Here is a 20,762-nt window from a genome sequence, read left to right as displayed (position 1 = left end):
AGATGAAACGCGTAAGGGCACTTTTTGCGTAATTTTTTATGCATATATCTCTCTTTTTTACATTCATGTTTGTGAACAAAATCACAGCACTGGGCCCAAACTCTTATTTTCAATAATAAGCCTTACGAACCATTTTATCAGAACCAAGTCCCATTTTTTTTAAACCGAAAGGAGAAGTGAACAAGAAAGTTGAATGGGCATAAGATACCTTTTTTCAGTACCATGTTGGTATTTGACCTCAGAAAGGATTTGAATCCATGATAACCCCAGATTCTTTCAACAGCATTCGACTTTTTCATATGGATTACCAGGTTATATATCCATAAAAAGTGATACTCCCATAAAATTCAAACACATATTTTGCTATATAGACATATTTGATGTGATAAAATAAACTTTTATAAATAGGGAATCATGTTTAATCAGTCATTATATATTGGTAATTCAAACCAAGATATGCTAGATAAAATTGCTTTTTTGTAAAGGAATTGAATATGACAACAGACCAAAAAAACAACGTGGGCCTCTGGAATGGCGATCCGGTCGTTATTGTACGCACTCCCTCCGCTTTTGCCAAGCAATCCCTTTTGTATATCCAGGAAGTAGGCTACTTCCAAAAAACTTCTGCTTTTATGATGGAAAGGAAAGAACTTGCCTCTTTTTTGCTTGTCTTTACGTTGTCTGGTAAGGGAGAATTACTGTACCGGGGCAAGAAATATATCATAAAACCTCAAGATTTGTTCTTTGTTAATTGCGAGGAATATGTTCAATACAGCACCTCCGGTCATGAATCCTGGGAGTTTATCAGCCTGTACCTGTATGGCAATCTGATTGAAAATTTTTACGAACAATTTGCCAAGCATAATAAACCGGTCATTTCCATGCATAATCCGCATATTATATTGGATAAGCTCCATGCTCTGATTTGTGGGCAGTCTGACAGAAGTCTTTCCGCTGAGCTACTAACGTCCAGGCTCATTGGTGAAATACTAACGTGCATTTTGCAACATCCCTATGATCATCCGTGTGTGAATGCTGAAACCCTGAGCGAAGTACGTCGGGTACAGCAATATTTGGATCAGTCCTACTGTGAGCGAATAACACTGGACTCGCTGGCAGATATGTTTGAATTAAACAAGTTTAATCTGGCTAAAAATTTCAAAAAGCAGATCGGTTTCTCTCCGATTGATTATCTCATTAATGTCCGCATCACAGCCGCTCAAAGCTGGCTTAAAACCAGTGACATGTCCATTGTGGATATCGCAAGGTACGTAGGGATTCCCAATACGAGCCATTTTATTAACCTATTCAAGGAGCATGTAGGAGAAACACCTCATTCCTTCCGCAAAAAATGGGGGAACCGTTCAAAGTTGTAAATGAGAGGTTACATGAAATCAGTTTGATAGATGATAGACGCACAAGCTATTCAAGTTAATGGCAAAACTGTCGAAAGGCAGTGACGCAAAACTATAGGGCCTTCCTTTCCAGATGGCAGCCAGCTACCAGATGAACGAGCTTTTTATTATGTCTTTTTTACATAGATCCATCACAAATTGCTTTACCTCTCTCGAAGAAAGCCCTGATCGCTATGATCAGGGCTTTTTTTCTATTGGGATAGTCATGTCAGCCTAGCATGCTGAATATACTAATTTCGAACTAGGAGGAGGGAAGGAAAAAACATAACCGCCGAAGCATTGCCATATTACGATGAATAGGAGAATCACTTGGAGCATGAGAACAAAAATAAATGTAATGATCATTGCCTTATTGCTCATTGTCCAAAGCTTTTTCAGCGTAACGCTGGCTTACGCTGATGCTCCAGCCCCAGAACTGCCGCAGAGTGCTGTATCCGATCCTAACCATACCGTTACGGATGCTGTATACGTTGTCCCAAACCTTGAACCTCCTAGGGAGATTCCTTCAAACACGGTTCCCTTCGTTCAAGGAGCAACCAGTTCAAAGTCTCAACATGATGCAGCTCCGCAGAGCATATTAACGAAGTTGAGCCTGACCGACGAAGCAGGGCGTGTCATTGATGCGGTATATAGTCCAGACAGCCAATTCGACATCGGATCAGCCATCCAACTAGGCTATGAATGGGAGCTTCCTGACAATACCTATAAGTCAGGGGACACCTTCACCTTTCATTTACCAGAACAGTTTGTCATCTACACTGATATCTCATCTCCACTAGTCACTACCGACGGAACCGTGGGATACTTCACAGTAGATCGTCAGGGCAAGGTGATCATGACCTTTAACCAATATGTAGAGAATCATTCCAATGTCAGCGGCAAACTGCAAATCAAAACCGAGTTTACGAAAGAGATGATGAAAGGCAGTACAGAGATCATCATTGTGATTCCGATCAAAGGCGGGGTACAAACGGTCATCGTGAATGTAAAACCCCAGTCAGGGCCAACCCTAAGCAAACAAGGGAAAATAGCTGGCACCAATCAGATCGACTGGACCATTGATGTGAACAAACAGCTAAACACCGTAAAGCATGCCCTCATCACCGATCCAATTCCTTCAGGGTTGGAACTCAGAAGAGACTCTATCCGGCTCTATCATCTACAAGTCAATATCGACGGCTCGACCGTTGTTCGAGACCTAGTGAATGCAAGTGAATATGCCATTGAAGCAGATCAAGCCGGGACAGGGTTTGTGATTCGTTTTCAAGACGATAGCATTAACACGGCCTATCAGATTCAATATTCCACGCGTATTATTGGCGATGAAACTCGTTTCTCCAACACAGCAACGCTTTCAGGAGATGCGATAGAGAACGTTGTTGCTACCGCTACTGTTCAGGTGGAACGTGGTGAATTTTTGTCCAAAAAGGTTGAAAAATATGATCATGCCACACAAACACTCTCGTGGGCCATAAGATATAACTTCAGCGAGACAAAAATTCCCGAAGCCAAAGCTCTTTTAATTGATCATTTCAATAAAACTCAAGAATTGCTGCCCGGTTCTTTGAAAGTATTTAAGGGAAACACACTGGAGGAGCTCCCATCGTGGGCGTATACTGTCATCCCAGTTGATTATCCGGACCGCAACGGCTTCAAACTTCAATTCAACTTCGACGTAGATTCAGCCTATACCATCCGATACCAGACTCAAGCCAGAGGCCGTGTCTATGATAATGGAAAAGTTATAAACATCATAACCTCGGATGGAACGCAGAAGATTGTATCGACGGAAATCATAAGCGGAGTTATGACTAAAATGTATGACACACCCAATTACAACACCAAAATCATACCTTGGGTGATTACCATCAATACAGACTTGTACATCATGAAAAATATTGTCATTCAGGATGTGTTTCCAAACGGGGGCTTGGCCTTGTTACCGGACACCCTGAAAATTCAAAGTGTTGACGGAACAACGGAGCTACGTGCACCCACGGATTATGAGCTGATTCCGCTATCACAGGACTATAAACAAGGATTTACGCTCATTTTTCATAAAGCCATTCAGAAGGCTTATACAATCAAGTATTCAACTACCTATAATAATGACTGGAAAACGGATACGACGAAGCCCGAGTTTCGTAATAAATCCCATATAGAATACCAGTTTGAAGACGGAGAAAGATCATCGCAAGAAGTGGAGTGCCCGATCTGGCCGGACTTTATGACACAACGAAACGGTGCCAAGCAAGGAAGCTATAATGCGACCTCCAAGCTCATTACCTGGGACATTAAAGCTAACTACAATCGCAAGATCCTGAATCACGCGGAAGTGAGAGACCCCTTGTTGCAAGGTCAGAAGTTACTGCCCGCCTCCGTAAAAGTATACGATATGACCTTGCTGGGATGGTGGGATGGCGTACAAAAAGGGGCTGAAATCCCAGCAGATCAATACACCATTATTCCTCCCTCCGAGCAAAATGGTAATGAATTGCGTATCCAGTTCAAAAATAAGATACAGACTCCCTACTGGATTACCTTTCAAACTTCATTGGAAGGAGAACTGATTGAAAAGGAAATCCATAATCAAGCCCTTCTACTGGATGGACAAAAAACTGTCTCCGAATGGGCAGCGCAAGTCACGGTACCTCATGGCGGAGAATATGTATCTAAAGTCGGTACACAAAATGGAAATAAGATTGACTGGAGCATCCGCATCAATGAAGGACAGTCCCATGTATCCAATGCTAAAATTATAGATCAGCCTAGCAGCAATCAAATCTTAATTGAGGATTCCTTTCATTTGTACTCTACAATCATCGCTGCCAACGGAAATACCACCAAAGGCACCGAGTTGATTAGAAACCAAGATTACAAGCTGTATATCAAGACAGATGCTCAAGGCCAGCAAACTTTTGAACTTACTTTTGCTAAGGATATTTCCACTGCTTTTATACTTGAATACCAATCGTTCATTCATGCTGAAGACAAAGCCAAGGTGAGTAATAAGGTTGCCTTTGAGGGGGATCGCTTGACGACAGAACTGCGGGAAACCAGCCAGGAAATCATCGTACGAACGTCTTCCGGCTCCGGTTCTGGCGGGGGTGTGACCGAAAGTCTTGAGCTGACCAAGGTAGATCAGGATATGCCTGACAAGGTACTGCCTGGCGCACAGTTTGCGCTCTATGATAAAGGTCAAAAAAGAGCCCCTCTCATTCAGACCACCAATCAGGAAGGCAAAATCATCTTTTCTTCCTTGCTTCATGACGATTACATCTTGGAAGAATTGGCAGCACCGGAGGGCTATAAAATCACCGAGGGCAAGCTTGAGATCAAAATAGACGCAACACTGCGACAAAGCTCTGGCGTAAAGAGGGTTGTGATCACCAATCGTAAAGAAAAGAAAAACGACCCTGAACCACCTGTAGACCCGGGAACTCCAACAGACCCCACGAATCCCTCAGGACCAGGAACGCCTACTCATCCAAACCCCTCACCCCCGTCCGGAGGCTCAGGTAAAAAACATGACAAAGATCCGGAAATACCCGATATTCCGTCTATAATCGTCCCTCCGTCATTGCCAAAGTCTCCGGAGGACATAGTCCCTCCACAGGAGGAACCTACGCCTATACCGCCGGAACTGCCAGCCGTCATGCCTCATCAAGATCCTCCTCCGGTGGATTCGAAAGACGATCCCGAACCTAAGATCCGTCTCAAGGTTCCGGGGAAAGAACCTGAAGAGCCGGAGGATACACCTGCGGTACATCAATTACCCCAAACAGGTGAAAGCAGCCCCGTTCCGTTCTATTTGACAGGCATAGCGATGGTTATATGGGGCGTATTTTTGAAATTCAGACGGACAAACAAAAAATAAAATTAATCACCTGCCCTGATCTCACGGCTCATTCCATTCCCGATTGGAATGAGTCAGGAATGGGGCATTTTTCAAAAAAGTATGTATAATCCGTACTTTGCTTAGGGGAGGCGAGATTGCTGCGTCTGCGTAAACTTTCCTACGTATTCATTGTGTTAGGCTTACTTTTTATTTTGTTTCCTAAAGCGACGGAATGGAATGAGGATCGGGAACAAAGCAAGCTATTAAAAGCAGCCGAGCTACCAACAGGAAAAAGCGATGCGCTATGGACCGCCAGTCTTACGGACAGCTATGCTCGCTTGTCTACTCGTCTTACGGAAGTTCCGGTTAGTGAAGCGCGACAAAATACTTCCCCATCTCCTGCTCCCATGGCAAGCGCTAATGAACAAACTCCCATAGCCACTATTAGTATAAGTCGTATTGCTTTAAAGCTCCCTGTGTTGGAAGGCGCAACGAGGATAAATATGAGACACGCGGCTGTACATATGCCGGAAACGGGGACGCTGGGACAAGCGGGGAATGCCGCCATTGCTGCTCATCGGGCCCGTACCTCTGGACGTTTATTTAATCGTCTAAATGAATTGAAGATTGGGGATAAGATTGTTGTCAACACTCGGGGTAACCAATATGTATATAGCGTTTATAGCCTGAAGGTGGTTGATCCTACGGACGTGTCTGTTCTAAAAAGCTCCAAAAAACAAAAGCTGCTCACGCTGATTACATGTGACCCTCTCGTAAACCCCACCCATCGTCTCATTGTTCAGGCCAAACTAAGCAGCTAAAGCCATTTAAAGTACCTATTTCTATGAGTAAAAATAAATCAGGCGGGCCATTCCTGTTCATTACAGAAATACACCCGCCAATGCTCACATCATGATTCAGTTGGATTCTTGGCAATCAGCTTGAAATCATCAAAGTGGAATCCTGGTGCAACCACACAGGTTACCAGCACGGGCTCATCCCCAAGCGGACGTGCCGTTTGCCATACTGCTCCTGGGACGAGTGCTTGTGGATGCTGTCCTGCCTCCACATCCGCACCGACGATAATCACAGTTTCTTCACCAGGCTCTTCTCCGCTTCCACCCAATTTCAACTCTACAGGGCTTCCGCTATGATATAACCATAGCTCATCAGAATGGACCACATGCCACTCGGAGAACTCGCCCGGATGCAGCAAGAAATACGTAGACGAAGCTGCAAAGCGCGGACCGGAATACACATCCGGCAGTACAGGCTTCGGAATTTGGAAATGGGCCTTCCACATCTCTTTGTACCAGCCGCCTTCTGGATGGGGCTCCATGCCCAATGCCGTTACTAGCGGTGAAATAGCTTTCGTCATTGTCTAACCTTCCTTTACCCTAAATTCCTTCTTCCCTACTGTAAAACATAGCGTTGCTTTTGTCACGTTTCTCCCTTGGCATGTCGAACGCTATTATTACATGTCAAATTAAATAACATTAAATTGTGAATATTCATTTAATTTTATCATATAAATAGCAGTTAACAAGCAAAAGGACATACCTAAATATACTGCGCGTAAAGTTTAATGACATAAAATCTTGTTTTTTATTGTAAGCTTATAGTATCATGAGAGAAATTTTGAAATTCTAATAGAGCTTGATCATGTCAATCCGTCTACTAAGCTATGTATCCAAGCCTAAAAGGGGTGAGCTCTCTGATCCAGTTTCGCAATGTCAACAAGCATTACGGTCACTTCCATGTACTCAAAGACATCAATCTTCAAATTAAGGAGGGCGAGGTCGTCGTAATCATCGGTCCCTCCGGCTCGGGTAAAAGCACCCTGCTTCGCTGCATTAATCGTCTGGAAACGATATCGGATGGGGAGCTGATCGTTAACGAGGTCCCTGTACATGACAAAAAGATTGATATTAATGCCTTCCGCCGCAACATCGGGATGGTGTTCCAACATTTCAATCTGTATCCACACAAAAAGGTGATTGAAAACATTGTACTGGCACCTATGAAGGTACTGGGCATCTCGAAAGAAGAAGCTACTCAAACAGCCATCACCTATCTAAAGCGCGTCGGAATCGAAGAAAAGGCACAGAGCTACCCCGCCCAATTGTCCGGTGGACAGCAGCAGCGGGTCGCGATCGCCCGTGGGCTCGCGATGAATCCAAAAATTATGTTGTTCGACGAGCCTACTTCAGCTCTTGATCCCGAAACGATCGGAGAGGTGCTGGATGTTATGCGCTCGCTCGCCCATCAGGGCATCACAATGGTCATTGTCACTCATGAAATGGGCTTTGCACGTGAAGTGGCGGACCGCGTGATTTTTATGGATAAAGGACAGATTTTGGAAGACAGCCAACCTGCCGAATTTTTCCAGAATCCGGGTGAGGAACGGGCTCGCCTGTTCCTGAGCCGTCTGATTCATCATTAAACAGACTACCAATGTTGCGTAAATCGAAGGGGGAATGTTCTGATGAGAAAAAGATTTCAATGGAGTACTTTGGTGCTGGTAGCTTTATCTTGTCTGCTCGTCTTGGCAGGCTGTGGAGGCAAAGAAGGAGCAGCAACGTCGGGGAATGAGCCGGCAGCAGCCAACGGGCTGGAAGCGATCAAACAGCGTGGCAAACTGGTCGTTGGTGTGAAATACGATACCAAGCTGTTCGGACTGAAAGACCCGGCTAGCGGAAAAGTAGAAGGCTTTGATATCGACATCGCTAAGGCTGTAGCCAAACATATTTTTGGCGATGAAACCAAACTTGAACTAAAAGAGGTCACGTCCAAAACACGAATCACCTTATTGCAAAACGGGGACATTGACGCCATTATCGCGACGATGACCATTTCGGATGAACGTAAAAAACAGGTTGATTTCAGCGACGTCTATTTTAACGCCGGGCAATCTCTGCTCGTGAAAAAGGGGAGCCCCATCACCGGGCTGGAATCTCTGACCCCAAAAACCAAGGTGCTCGCCGTGAAAGGCTCTACTTCCGCCAAAAATATCCGTGAAAAAGCTCCTGAAGCAACGATATTGGAATTCGAAAACTATCAGGATGCTTTCAACGCCCTCAAAGCAGGTAAAGGAGAAGCGTTAACTACCGATAACTCTATTCTGCTCGGCATGCAGAAGCAAGATCCGAATTATATTCTTGTAGGCGGGAACTTCACAGAGGAACCTTACGGCATTGCAGTGAAGAAGGGACAGCCTGAACTGCTGCAAGCCATTAATGATACGATCAAGGAACTGAAAAGCAACGGTGAATACGATAAGCTCCACGAGCAATGGCTTGGGGTTAAACCCGAATAGTATTCTTGTGAAGGAGCCGCGATTGCGAGCTCCTTCCTTTCTTAGGTCTGGATAAGGAGGTACATTCACAGATGCTTACTTTTGATATCAACGTACTTTTTGATCATAGCGACCGTTTCAGAGAAGGCTTGCTTCATACCGTTCAAGCTAGTGTCATTGCCTTGATCGGAAGCTTTATTCTAGGGGCTATTATTGCCATCCTCCGAATTGCGCCTTTTAAATGGCTGAACTGGATCGGTACCGTCTATGTAGAGGTCATCCGCAATATCCCATTGCTGATCGTCGTACTGTTTTTTTATCTCGGGCTTCCCACTTTGGGCATCCCTTTGGACGGATTCGTATCTGGAACGCTTGGATTGACCGTATACACGGCCTCCTTTATTGCTGAAGCCATACGTGCCGGCATTCAATCTGTGCCCAAGGGGCAATTTGAAGCGGCAAGGTCCTCCGGGTTGAGTTACAACCAGACGATGATCAGCATTATTTTACCGCAAGCCATCAAAATTGTACTGCCTGCAATCGGCAACCAATTCATTAATCTGGTCAAAAACTCTTCCGTGCTGGCTATTGTGGCCGGACTGGACCTAATGTATTACTCGGACCTCATTAACTCGGATACCTTCCTGCCCATCACAGTCTACGCCATCACGGCGCTGTTGTATCTTATCTTGACGGTTCCGCTTAGCTTTCTTGTACTATATATGGAACGGCGTCTGTCCAAAACATCCTAAGGAGGGAAGCCCGTATGGATTTCGGTGGATTATTTGTGTGGCCTAATGTGCGTTTTATACTGGAGGGCTTCCTGCTCACGCTGGAGGTTGCTATTTACTCTATCGTGTTCAGCTTCGTTCTCGGTATCTTATTCGGCATCCTGCGCTATACCCGCTTACCTGTCATTTCACAGGTTGCAGCCTTTATCATTGATCTCATTCGCAATCTTCCATTATTGCTCATTATTTTTTTCATCGGTATGGTTTTACCATCCATCGGATTGTCGATTTCCCTCAAGTGGGCAGCCATTACAGGCCTGTCGATCTTCGAGGGAGCCATGATCGCCGAGATTGTGCGCAGCGGTCTGAATTCGGTCCATAAAGGACAGGTGGAAGCCGCACGTTCCTCCGGTCTAAGCTACTCTCAAACCTTATGGCATATCATTCTGCCCCAAGCGCTTCGTCGCATGGTGCCCCCGATTGTCAGCCAGTTCATTTCCCTATTCAAGGATACCTCACTGGCTGTCATTATCAGTTTGCCGGAGCTGACGCATAACATTCAGATTGTCGGTGGGCAAAATCAATCCTTTGTCATTCCAGCCCTGCTGTTCGCAGCTTTCCTGTACTTTGCTGTCAATTACAGTATGTCACTGATTGCACGCAGGCTGGAAGTTCGTACACATTAAAGCTCGTGATACTCATCAGCGTTGCCACTAGTTGGAACGCACTGTTAATACAGCTTGTATCTTTTCAATTAATCGCTTCAATGCTTCTCCCTGATAACGGCCAGACCGATAAATCAACTCTAGCTGACCCTGGAGCACGCCGCACAAAATAGGTACAGTGCAAAATTGTGAGCGATCCAATTCTGCCGCAAGGGACTCCGTCTGTAGGGTTAAGGCAAGTCCCTCCTGCACCCAGCGCAGGATTGAAGGTATGGAATTTGTCTCCAAGACGGTTGCAAAGGGATACCCGCGATCCCGGAAGCACTTCTCAATCAGCTTCCTGCCGGGATGACACTCTGGCTGCATCGCCCAGGGTACATGCCTCAATTCGTCTAGCGTAATGGAAGAACGGTCGGAAAACACATGCTCTACCGGAACAACAAGACAATAGTTCTCCGTACGAAGAGGAAACTGGACAAGCCTTTCATCCGTACCCGAATGCAGCGTAATGCCAACATCCATTCGGTTATCCAGCAGCTGTTCTGTTACATCAAATGATGAATGGATGTGCAGGCTGACTCTAGGAAATGACTGATGAAAATGGATAAGCATTTCATGCAATGACTCCTCCAGCTCCGGTAATGCAATACCAATCCGCAAACTCCCGCGTTGCTCGGTGCGCAACTCCTCAATGGAAGCCTTTGCTTGCTGTAAATCCTTGAGCGCATGTGCACTGTGTTGCAGCAACAATTTCCCGGCATCTGTCATTTTAATTTTCTTACCTGCACGGTCAAAAAGCGTCATGCCCAATTCCTCCTCCAGCGCCTTGATTTGCAAGCTAAGCGTGGGTTGGGAGATTCCGATCTTTTCCGAAGCTTTCGTAAAATGTAGTTCCTCGCATACAGCAATGAAGTATTGAAGCTGACGTATTTCCGTCTTCCTTCTCTCCCTTCGAGAATCCCCAGAATGATTGCATGAAAAGGTCAAAAGAAGCGCAAAATCGGATCCATCCGGTTCGCGCTTCTTCTTCAGGTTATTGCGCTTTTTTGAGATTATTGGGCTACTTCTGCTTTTTCCGCAGTCAACGTAATATTCGCAAACGTGTCTGCATCATACTCCTTGCCACGAGTAATATCGTAATTGGCTACCCGATTATTCACTGCCTCTAACGAGTAACGGAATAACGTCGGTACGATGGGTGCCTCCTCGCTCATATACGCCTGCCACTGATTGTATATATCTTTACGATAATTGTCGTCAAAGGCTTTCACAGACACCCCTTCCTGCAACAGCTTATCATTCTCTTCACTGGTAAAGCGCGAGTAGTTAAAGCTGGCTCCGCGTCCATACAGCCCACTAGGGTTTACATCTGTACCTGTACTCCATGCGCCGCCAAAAATATCAATGCCGGGGTCATCCTTTTGCACACGGTCATAGAAAGAATTGAACTCAAGCAGACGACCGTCCACCAGTTCGACATGAAGCCCGACATCCTTCCAATTTTGCAAATAAAACTTCGCCAGCGATTCGGCTGTCGCATCCCCGCTCATTGCTGCATAATGGAGTACCAGTTCCTTGCCCTTAGGGTCCTCACGGTATCCATCTCCATTGGTATCCACATAGCCTGCCTCGTCCAGCAGCTTTTTCGCCTTGTCCGGGTCATACGTGATGCCCTTTGCATTCATATCATGATATCCCTTAAAGGCAGGCGGAATCAGGGATGTTGCTGGAATCCGAAGTCCATGATAGAGCTGCTTGCCGACCTGCTCATTATTCAGCGCATAGCCGAGGGCCTGACGCAATGACTTGTTCGCCAGCTTGGCGTTCGGGTCCATGATATTTAGATTCTTGGCCTGATCGAATTTGCCCATCTTAAAGCCCACATAGCTATAAGATAATTCCTCCTGACCGAGAAACTGTACATTTTTCGGATTACTGGCCTCATTGTAACGGGTGGTTGGATAGCTGGCCCAGTCGACTTCTCCACTTTTCAGCGCCTCGGTAATGACATTCGGGTTCACCACCTTCAGATGAAGGCCATCTAACTTGGGCTCACCGTGGAAATAATCTTCATTTTTGACGAATTCCACAGATTCACCTGTGACCATAGATTTAATTTTGAACGGCCCATAGCCAATCGGATTTTTACGGACAGGATCAGATCCGGCCATATCTTTCACGGGAATATTCTGAAATACCTTTTTCTCCAGTGGTGTAGACCAAAGCCCCGATTTCACCGAAGGATTAGGTTCCTTGAAGTGAATGGTAACCTCTTTCTCATTCAGCACCTTGATGCCAGTAATGGTTTTGGCCTTACCCGCGTGATAATCCTCCATGCCCACAATGTTGGTCATAAAGCTATCATAACGCGGACCTTCGTAATCTTTATGACCAATCACTTCATAGGAAAAAGCATAGTCCTCCGCTGTTACGGGATTACCATCCGTCCAGTTCAGTTTGGGATCAATTTTGACAGTCACCGCCTTATTGTCTGGGGAAAAGGAAATCGTCGCCGCCCCTTTATCGTCAATATTTAGATTGGAGTCAATCGAAAACATAGAAGGGTAGAAAAACTGGAAGACTTCAAAATCAGGATTGCCTTCATAAAATACAGGATTCAGAATACCTTCAAAAGGGGTATCAGACACGAGTGCATAATTGATGATGCCACCCTTAAGCGGGGCCTTATCGTTCTTGATCGCCTTCGCCAGCGCTGTGGCATTCACCTGCTTGCTGTCGGACCCTGAGCCGCCTGTACCGTCAGACGATTTCCCTCCATTTGAAGCGGAAGGCGAACCGCTGCATGCGGCCAGTGAAAATACCAAAATTGCAGATAGAACAGGCAGAATTCCTTTTTTCCAGCGTTTAACCATTGTAAATCCCTCCTTGTTATTGTCCTTATCCTTGAACTTCGGTTAACCCAATCGTTGTCTGGCATCCGTGGCGCGTTTGAGCGCCTGGCCAATAAAGTTAATCGCCAGCATTAACACCAAAATAAGCAGTGATGCAGGCAACCACATCCACCAGCTATTCTGCAAAACATCCGGGTCATTGGCATAACTCACCAGTGTACCCAAGCTTGGAGTAGATTCCGGTAAGCCAAAGCCGAGATAAGAAAGCCCGGTCTCAATCCCGATATTTCCCGCGAGGCTGAGGGTCAGGTTGACGATCACGACCGAGCTAAGATTGGGCAGCACGCCAAACCAGATGATTTTCCAATTAGGTGTGCCAAGAGTTTTGGAAGCCTGCACATAATCCAGTTCGCGCTCCGACAACACCTTGGCCCGGATCAGACGTGCTTTCCCAATCCATAAAAAGGCAGTCATAATGAAAATAAAGGACCCTATGCCGCTTTTGGGTACAATGCTGACAAATACGATAACCAGCATCAAAAACGGAAGCACCAGAATAAAATCAATGATTCGCATGATGATGTTATCGACCAGTCCCCCATAAAAACCAGCCAACAAACCTAACGTTAAGCCAATAGCGGCGGATAACAATGTAATCGTAAAGCCGATGGTGAAGGAATTGCGGGCTCCAATGACCAGCTGACCGAAAATATCCCTGCCCGCTCGATCTGTCCCCAGCCAATGCACTGAGCCTGGAGCTTCACGGATCGCGCCCAAATCGACCGTCGTGACTACATCCTGATTTACAAACAGGACAGAGGCATATATAAAGATCAAGAACAGAATTACAAAGCCAATGGAAACCAAGGACATTTTGTCACGCACCAGCTCACGACGCAGTACAGACCAACTGGATGGTGATTTACGAATGATTTCCGGCGTGAAGACCTCCTCCACCTGTATAGACACCATAATCCCTCCCTTTCTCTAGACTTGTTCGCTATTCAATTCGAATGCGGGGATCGACTTTGCTGAGGATGACATCAGATAAAAGAGTTCCTAATAGCGCCAAGAAGCCTGAGATCATGACCAGCGCGTTCACGACTGAAAAATCCCGTTGAGTGATGGACTGGAGGAATAATTGGCCCAACCCTGGATAACCGAAAATAGATTCAAGAAAAATATTGCCTGCAATTACTCCCGTCAGGTCATAGCCCAAAAAGGCAGCAATCGGCAATAGAGAGTTTTTGAAAATATGTCGGGAATAAATTTTACCTTCGGGTACCCCTTTGGAACGCGCTGTTTTCACAAAATCCTTCAGTCTTGTGTCAATGACCTCATTGCGCAAATACTGAATCGTAGCCGTTGTACTGAGCAATGCGCCTGTAACCGCAGGTAAAATGAGATGATACGACTTGTTCACGTAATATGACCATGTCCCCGGCTCCACGCCTACATCCACACTGCCGCTGGTTGGAAACCAGCCGAGCCTGAATCCGAATACGTACAGCAGCAACAACGCGAGTATAAATAGAGGTGTCGCAAAGCTGAGATAGGTATAGCCCACTACGGTTTTGTCCAGCAGACTATGCTGATAACGACCGCTGAGTACGCCGAGCGGAATGGCGATCAGATACGTCAGAACCAGAATTACTACGCCCAGAAAGAACGTGTTCCCCAGACGGCTGCCAATCAGATCGGTAACGCTAATTTTATGTACATAAGATTTGCCCAGATCCCCGTGAGCCAGCTGGACGAGCCAGTTCCCATACTGCACCCACACCGGATCATTCAGCCCCAGTTTTTGTCGCTGTTCTTCCAGTGCGGCCGGATTCAGATTGGGTGTCGAAGTAATAAGTCCTGTCAGGGCATCCCCCGGCATAGCCTTAGCTAGGAAAAATATAAGCACACTCAGTGCAAAAAGTTGAGGGATCATAACCAGCAGCCGACGCAGTGTAAATTTCCACATATTCTGTACCCCCCTTATGGTAGCGCGACTTTATGGGATGGACTTACTGATTTTAGTGCAAACGGCTTTCCACTCGCGTCTAGATGTTTGGGTAGCTCTGTTTTGTAGGAGGATAAAAGCATTCGCCTTTTTTGGGCATTTTCCAGTCGTTTTGTAGGATCAATATTGGGAATGGTTGCAATGAGGCGCTGGGTATACAGATGCTGTGGACGTTCATAAATGTCTTGCTCGCTCCCCTGCTCCACTAGACGTCCTCGGTACATAATACCGATTTGGTCACACATATGGCGGATAATACCTAGGTCATGACTAATGAACAAATACGTTAAATTAAACTCCCGCTGCACATCCTTCATAAAATTAAGCACTTGTGCCTGCACGGAAACGTCCAGCGCCGACACCGGCTCATCTGCAATGATCAGCTTGGGGTTTAATGTAAGCGCACGCGCGATCCCGATCCGCTGCCGCTGCCCCCCGGAAAATTCATGCGGATATTTGTAGGCTGCATCGGCATTCAGGCCGACCTTTTCCAGCAACGTCTGTACTTTCCTTCGTTCTTCCTCACTGCTCAGCCTTTCAAAATTTCGCAGCGGTTCAGCAATGACATCCAATACGCGCTTACGCGGGTTGAGCGAAGAGTATGGGTCCTGAAAAATCATCTGAATATCTCTACGCAGTGGATGGCGATTGTTACGGCTCAGAGCTGCAAGGTCCTTTCCTTTAAACAGAAGCCGTCCGCTCGTCAGCTTATTTAGACCGATGATCGTCCTGCCTGTCGTCGTTTTTCCACAGCCGGATTCTCCCACCAGCCCGTATGTCTGGCCTGCCTCAATGCTGATCGACACGCCATCCACTGCTTTCACCTGATCGATAACACGCTGGAAGAAACCACCGCGCACCGGATAGTGGACCCTCAGATCATTTAACTCTAGTAGTGCCATGAGCAGCCTCCCCCTTTGCCTCGTCTTCAAAATGAAAATGCTGATAACATGTACAACGGACCCAATGTCCAGGGGAAATTTCATTTAGTTGGGGATGGTCTTCATGCACTCTCTCCTGAATCCAAGGAATACGCGGAGCAAAGCGGCAACTATTGCGGGGGATATCTTGTAATGAGGGAACAATACCGCCGATGACATGCAGTGATTCCCCCTTGGTATGCGATCCCGGCATAGAAGCAAGCAAAGAACGCGTATACGGATGCTGTGGATGCCTGAATAATTCAAAAACATCAGCGCTCTCCACGATTTCTCCGGCATACATGACCACCACGCGGTCGGCTACTTCTGCCACAACACCAAGATCGTGCGTAATCAGGATAATTCCGCTCTCAGTCTCCTGTTGAAGCTGTTTGAGCAAGTCGAGAATTTGCGATTGGATCGTTACATCGAGCGCAGTAGTTGGTTCATCTGCAATAATAAGAGAAGGTCGGCAAGCTATGGCAATCGCGATCATCACACGCTGCCGCATCCCTCCTGACAGTTCATGCGGATACTGATCATACACACGCACAGGATTCGGTATATCTACACTTTCCAGCAGCTCCAGCACACGTTCCCTTTTTTGCTTCGTAGATAGTGACGTATGATAATCAAGATTTTCCTCAATCTGCTTGCCAATGCTCATCAACGGGTTGAGTGCTGTCAGCGGGTCCTGAAAAATCATGCCAATGCCCGCTCCGCGGATTTTGTTCATTTGCCCTGAAGAAAGACGGTTCAGGTCCGTGCCTTTAAAAAGGACCTCTCCCTCTACACGTGTGCGTTCCATGTCATGCAGTTGCGGGATAGAAAGCGCCAGCGCGCTTTTGCCACAGCCTGATTCTCCGACTACAGCCAGCACTTCATTGGGGTTGACCGTCAGATCCAGATGGTCGACTGCGGGGTGATATTGATCCTTGATGCGAAAAGAGACGGATAATCCTTTAATTTCCAACACAGGTTCGGTATTCAATGCGCGCTTCCTCCATTCTCCATGGTCTTGTCCCGCTTATTCTCACCATGTTTGATGTTTAAAACCTCTCATGAACATTACATACCGTTTTTGTCGGAATAATTTGAATACATCCTATCACCAGTATATGGATATATCAATTAAGATTATGCTATCAACATCATTTAAAAAATCAATGATCCAGCAGTAGCGCGGCCTTTCTGGCACAAAATGTAATGAAATAACCAACCACAGGTTAATTTTCATCACAAAAAAAGTCGTTTGATCCCTCTACAGGGATCAAACGACTAACTAACACTAGCTCACATTGAGCTCCTCACGATAATTACGAAGCCGCTCCATAGGAGCCAGACTTGAACGTTCTAGGATCATACCATTTGTAGCCTGCTGCCGGAGCAGACCAAGGCTCAGCCTGCGGTTCCGTGGAAGCCGCAGGCTCCTCGAATGGCAGAAGCTTCGTTGGTTGATCCAGAGTCAAACCTGCCACATCAGACAATTTCGTGTAGTCCTGCTTCCATGCAAGCCATTGGACCGTTTGCACCAGGAAGGTGGAATCATCCACTTCCTCGAAACCATCATATGTCTTCTTCGACTGTCCGTTTTCCTCACGCACATATTTCGGTGTAGCATCTTCTACAGGGGAAGAATCACCGATGAACGCTGCCTTGCCTTGACCTACCTTGGAGATAGCGGCATAAGGCCCTTCTGCACGGCCCCCGCCGTTATAAACTCCCTGGTCTACAGCATTCCCCCATTTTTTCGTGCCTGAAGGGATATAAGCAATGCCTTTAGCCTTGGTAGGATCAATAATAGCCAGCGTAGATCCTGCATGCATTGCAATCGAGCGCACACCCTTGGTAATACCGAAAGATTGATCTGCGGCTACAATGTCAGTAGCATTCACGTCACCAAGCGCATTATAACGGAAACGAACACCAAAGTTGGTCGCCAGCCAATCGGAGCTTGTTAATCCTTGCATCGCCGGTGATGCAGCTTCTTCTGCAGTCATGCCTTTGGCCGGATTAGTATAGGCTCCACGACGGTAGCCATTCATAACTTCGGAGGAATCCCAACGGTTTTTGTTACGGTCCGCATTATAATGATCGGAGATGAAGAAGACGCTCCCCCCGTTATTCACGTATTGCAGCAGAGCAGCCTGCTCGGATGCCTTAAAGGCAACATTCGCTTCACCAATAATGAACACATCATATTGGCGCAGCTTGTCATATGTTATGGCCTGCTCTCCATAAGTAAAAGGAATGGGACGATTCAATTGGTCTACCGTAAAGCCTACATTACGCAGTCCATTGGCAAAGTCGGAGAAGGCGCCTTCAATGACCCAATCTGCTGCACCAGCGGTCTGTGCGTGCGTATTATCGAACAGCACCTTTTTGCCTTTTCCATCCGGCAATGTAGTACCGGGTTGACCCGGGTTGCCAGGTTCGCCAGGTTCACCTGGTTCCCCCGGCTCGCTTCCGCTCACCAGTTCAACAGCGCTTGGGCTTTTCACTCCACCAAAATTATTGTAGGCGCCAAGTGTACCCGTCACACGAATTTTGCTGCCGATCAGCTCAGGATGGCCTGACAGCCCAAATTGCCCTCTGTACGCTGAAGTCAGCTGTACATCCAATAGATTAGACGTATTACGTTCATTTGCCTGATCGGCAATCAGTACGTTAAAATCATTCGCGAACGGAGAAGAAAAGTTAGCCGTTTTCGATCCGGTAGCATGTCCGACGATGTAGCCTTCCACCGTCACCGTACCTCCACTACTTTGGCTCTGAAGTGCTTCGGCTACTGTCAATGCTCCCTCTGCCTTGACCTGACCGAATGGTACGAAGATCCCGATCAGCAGTGATACGATTGCTGCTAGATGCAGCATCCCTTTTAAGCGTGAACCTGTGAACCGCAAGCCTTTTACCATACGTCAATATCCCTCCTATGTTTTCCAAAAATGTACTTGTTCTTTATCAGATTAGCCGCCAATCTTCTAATTCCTTCCTGATTTCATCCATAATTATGTAAATTTTAATCTTTTTTATTGGTAACGCACCTGTTTATGTAAAAATTGAACCCTGTGATTGACACCGAGCACGGCATACATTACCCTAAGGAAGACATGTAGAACGGTATACGCGAATGAAGATGACGGGAGAGTCTGTCCAGGGAGCCTACACTCTGGCGGCACCGAAGGAGCAAGACGCCAGCACCCGGCTGGCGGATAATCTCTCAGGTCCATGTATCGTCATCTGACGCAACTCTGGAGAGAGCGCAAGCCACCCAAGGGGTAAGGCGGTAAGAACACCGCACGAAACTCTCAGGTAACGAGGACAGAGATAAGGGAAACTTCCTTATCCTGTCCTTTTTTGTGCTCACATTGCGCGTCAGCATTAGGAACCGTCATAAACGCGCAAAGACGCGGAAATACCATATAGTATGGTATTAGAACATACAGGGGGCCACACCATGCGTTTCAAAGATGTATTTTCCATTATCGGCCCGGCCATGACCGGACCTTCCAGTTCACACACCGCAGGCGCGGTGCGACTCGCACGCGTTGCCCGGCACTGGCTCGGAGCGCAGCCTGACCGTGCCCGCATGACATTATACGGCTCCTTTGCCGATACGTATAAAGGACACGGTACAGATCTGGCGCTCATCGCAGGACTGCTTAATTACGATACGGACGATCACCGGATTCCCGATGCCGAGCAATGGGCCGAACAAGCCGGGATGGCCGTGGAATTCGCCGTCAGCGGACTCCCCGCCCCTCATCCGAACACTGTCCGTTTCGAGCTGTGGAAGGGCGAGGATCAGCGCACACTGTTGGGCTCCTCCATCGGCGGCGGCAGCATCCATGTCCAGCAACTGAATGAATTCCGGGTCAATCTGACCGGGGAGTTGCCTACGCTGGTGCTTCTCCACTCGGATAAGCCCGGTACATTGGGCGCGATAACTTCAGCGCTGGGCGAGGCTCACATTAACATTGCCTATATGCACGTAGATCGCAAGGGCCGGGATGGTGAAGCACTCACCGCCATTGAAACGGACAGTTCTGCTCCAGCTGAACTAATTGCGGAACTGCGTTCTTTACCTCATATGTATGAAATTAAGATGATTAATTTGAAAAAAGGAGCTGAATCCGATGCGGTTTAGCCATCTGCATGAGATCAGCGCTTTATGCGCTGAAGAATCCACCACGATTGGCCGCTTGATGATTCAAGAGCAGGTACAAGAAACGAATACAACGGAGGAAGAAATCTTTCGCCAAATGTCTGATTATTATGAAGTCATGAAGGAAGCCGTTCATCGCGGTCAGACACAAGACACCGTATCCCGCAGTGGATTGACGGGCGGTGACGGCAAGCGCCTAGCCGAGTATCTGCGGGCAGGGGAAACCTGCTCCGGTGATGCCTCCGCGCTCGCCATGGCTTATGCCCTCTCCGTGTCGGAGGTTAATGCATCCATGGGTCGCATTGTCGCCACGCCTACCGCAGGCTCATGTGGGGTTATCCCTGGTGTATTCATCAGTGCGCAGGAACGGTTCGGCTGGGATGATGAGCATATGGTGAACGGCCTATTCGCCGCTGGAGCCATTGGCTACGTGATCGCCAACAACTCCTTCATTTCTGGCGCGGAGGGAGGCTGTCAGGCTGAGATTGGCTCAGCTATCGGGATGGCCGCTGGCGCTATGGTCGAGCTGCGCGGTGGTACGCCTGAACAGGCTGTTCACGCCGTGGGTCTCGCCCTTAAGAACACGCTCGGCCTGATTTGCGACCCCGTCGCCGGACTCGTGGAGATCCCGTGCATCGTGCGCAACGGGCTGGGAGCCGTGACTGCACTTGCCGCAGCAGATATGGCTTTGGCGGGTGTGCGCAGCGCTATTCCGTCTGACGAAGTCATTGACGTGATGCTTGAAGTCGGCAGTGCGATGCCGTCGAAGCACCGCGAGACCGCCAAAGGCGGGTTGGCCCAGACGCCGACTGGCAAGCGTTTGACCGAATCACTTACACGCAACACACCAACCAAGAAAGATAAGTCATAAAT

General features: G+C 47.3%; 17 protein-coding genes, 1 pseudogene and 2 riboswitches. Of the genes and pseudogenes, 9 read left to right on the top strand and 9 right to left on the bottom strand.

Going from position 1 to position 20,762, the window contains the following annotated elements:
• Positions 1–494 precede the first annotated feature (494 nt).
• From ACWGXJ_RS01965 to ACWGXJ_RS01955, 3 genes are all read left to right on the top strand, one after another.
• On the top strand, positions 495–1,376 hold the full coding sequence (locus ACWGXJ_RS01965; protein ID WP_446675163.1) for an AraC family transcriptional regulator: 882 nt from the start codon (positions 495–497) through the stop codon (positions 1,374–1,376).
• Between the two features lie 50 nt (positions 1,377–1,426).
• Positions 1,427–1,507, top strand: a riboswitch (cyclic di-GMP riboswitch).
• A 224-nt stretch (positions 1,508–1,731) separates the two neighbouring features.
• Positions 1,732–5,292: a collagen binding domain-containing protein gene (locus ACWGXJ_RS01960; RefSeq protein ID WP_452566034.1), complete on the top strand. Its 3,561-nt coding sequence runs from the start codon at positions 1,732–1,734 to the stop codon at positions 5,290–5,292.
• Positions 5,293–5,408: 116 nt separating this feature from the next.
• A complete protein-coding gene (locus ACWGXJ_RS01955) occupies positions 5,409–6,074 on the top strand; it encodes a class D sortase (protein ID WP_452566033.1) in 666 nt (221 codons plus the stop codon).
• 89 nt (positions 6,075–6,163) lie between these two features.
• Here ACWGXJ_RS01955 and ACWGXJ_RS01950 read toward each other — a convergent pair whose 3' ends face one another.
• The gene (locus tag ACWGXJ_RS01950; protein WP_013308442.1) at positions 6,164–6,631 is read right to left on the bottom strand and encodes a cupin domain-containing protein; all 468 of its coding nucleotides are present in this window, start codon (positions 6,629–6,631) and stop codon (positions 6,164–6,166) included.
• Positions 6,632–6,958: 327 nt separating this feature from the next.
• Here ACWGXJ_RS01950 and ACWGXJ_RS01945 point away from each other — a divergent pair, with 327 nt between their 5' ends.
• From ACWGXJ_RS01945 to ACWGXJ_RS01930, 4 genes are all read left to right on the top strand, one after another.
• Positions 6,959–7,696: an amino acid ABC transporter ATP-binding protein gene (locus tag ACWGXJ_RS01945; protein WP_061831951.1), complete on the top strand. Its 738-nt coding sequence runs from the start codon at positions 6,959–6,961 to the stop codon at positions 7,694–7,696.
• A 42-nt stretch (positions 7,697–7,738) separates the two neighbouring features.
• The gene (locus ACWGXJ_RS01940) at positions 7,739–8,569 is read left to right on the top strand and encodes a transporter substrate-binding domain-containing protein (RefSeq protein WP_061831943.1); all 831 of its coding nucleotides are present in this window, start codon (positions 7,739–7,741) and stop codon (positions 8,567–8,569) included.
• 71 nt (positions 8,570–8,640) lie between these two features.
• Entirely contained in the window at positions 8,641–9,300 is a 660-nt protein-coding gene (locus ACWGXJ_RS01935) for an amino acid ABC transporter permease (protein WP_023986681.1), read from the top strand.
• A gap of 14 nt (positions 9,301–9,314) precedes the next feature.
• On the top strand, positions 9,315–9,965 hold the full coding sequence (locus tag ACWGXJ_RS01930; RefSeq protein WP_039270255.1) for an amino acid ABC transporter permease: 651 nt from the start codon (positions 9,315–9,317) through the stop codon (positions 9,963–9,965).
• Positions 9,966–9,992: 27 nt separating this feature from the next.
• Here the strand turns inward: ACWGXJ_RS01930 and ACWGXJ_RS01925 are convergent, their stop codons facing one another.
• The 8 genes and pseudogenes from ACWGXJ_RS01925 to ACWGXJ_RS01890 form a co-directional block, all read right to left on the bottom strand.
• A complete protein-coding gene (locus ACWGXJ_RS01925) occupies positions 9,993–10,748 on the bottom strand; it encodes a LysR substrate-binding domain-containing protein (protein WP_452567849.1) in 756 nt (251 codons plus the stop codon).
• A gap of 6 nt (positions 10,749–10,754) precedes the next feature.
• A pseudogene (locus tag ACWGXJ_RS01920) lies at positions 10,755–10,931 on the bottom strand (LysR family transcriptional regulator); the annotation flags it as partial.
• Positions 10,932–10,996: 65 nt separating this feature from the next.
• Positions 10,997–12,817, bottom strand: coding sequence for an oligopeptide ABC transporter substrate-binding protein (opp4A, locus tag ACWGXJ_RS01915; RefSeq protein WP_452566032.1), 1,821 nt, complete (start codon positions 12,815–12,817; stop codon positions 10,997–10,999).
• Between the two features lie 42 nt (positions 12,818–12,859).
• Positions 12,860–13,768: an ABC transporter permease gene (locus ACWGXJ_RS01910; protein WP_013308435.1), complete on the bottom strand. Its 909-nt coding sequence runs from the start codon at positions 13,766–13,768 to the stop codon at positions 12,860–12,862.
• Positions 13,769–13,796: 28 nt separating this feature from the next.
• Positions 13,797–14,765 carry an oligopeptide ABC transporter permease gene (gene opp4B / locus ACWGXJ_RS01905; RefSeq protein WP_061831945.1) on the bottom strand — a complete coding sequence of 323 codons (969 nt, stop codon included), beginning with the start codon at positions 14,763–14,765 and terminating at the stop codon, positions 13,797–13,799.
• 14 nt (positions 14,766–14,779) lie between these two features.
• Entirely contained in the window at positions 14,780–15,706 is a 927-nt protein-coding gene (locus ACWGXJ_RS01900; RefSeq protein ID WP_452566031.1) for an ABC transporter ATP-binding protein, read from the bottom strand.
• The gene (locus ACWGXJ_RS01895; protein ID WP_452566030.1) at positions 15,684–16,715 is read right to left on the bottom strand and encodes an ABC transporter ATP-binding protein; all 1,032 of its coding nucleotides are present in this window, start codon (positions 16,713–16,715) and stop codon (positions 15,684–15,686) included. The genes ACWGXJ_RS01900 and ACWGXJ_RS01895 overlap by 23 nt, the downstream gene beginning before the upstream one ends.
• A gap of 325 nt (positions 16,716–17,040) precedes the next feature.
• Positions 17,041–18,639 carry a DUF6359 domain-containing protein gene (locus ACWGXJ_RS01890; RefSeq protein WP_452566029.1) on the bottom strand — a complete coding sequence of 533 codons (1,599 nt, stop codon included), beginning with the start codon at positions 18,637–18,639 and terminating at the stop codon, positions 17,041–17,043.
• 215 nt (positions 18,640–18,854) lie between these two features.
• Positions 18,855–18,970, top strand: a riboswitch (glycine riboswitch).
• A gap of 211 nt (positions 18,971–19,181) precedes the next feature.
• On the opposite strand from ACWGXJ_RS01890, the gene sdaAB reads away from it, so the two are divergent.
• Together sdaAB and sdaAA are read left to right on the top strand one after the other, a co-directional pair.
• On the top strand, positions 19,182–19,871 hold the full coding sequence (gene sdaAB, locus ACWGXJ_RS01885) for an L-serine ammonia-lyase, iron-sulfur-dependent subunit beta (protein ID WP_254350720.1): 690 nt from the start codon (positions 19,182–19,184) through the stop codon (positions 19,869–19,871).
• Complete coding sequence (gene sdaAA, locus ACWGXJ_RS01880) at positions 19,861–20,760, top strand: L-serine ammonia-lyase, iron-sulfur-dependent, subunit alpha (protein WP_071639258.1); 900 nt, start codon at positions 19,861–19,863, stop codon at positions 20,758–20,760. Before sdaAB ends, sdaAA begins: the two co-directional genes overlap by 11 nt.
• Positions 20,761–20,762: the final 2 nt, after the last annotated feature.

It is taken from the genome of Paenibacillus sp. S33 (genome assembly GCF_053615415.1).
Note: the sequence above shows the minus strand (reverse complement) of the source record. Positions and strands in the feature narration are given on the sequence as shown.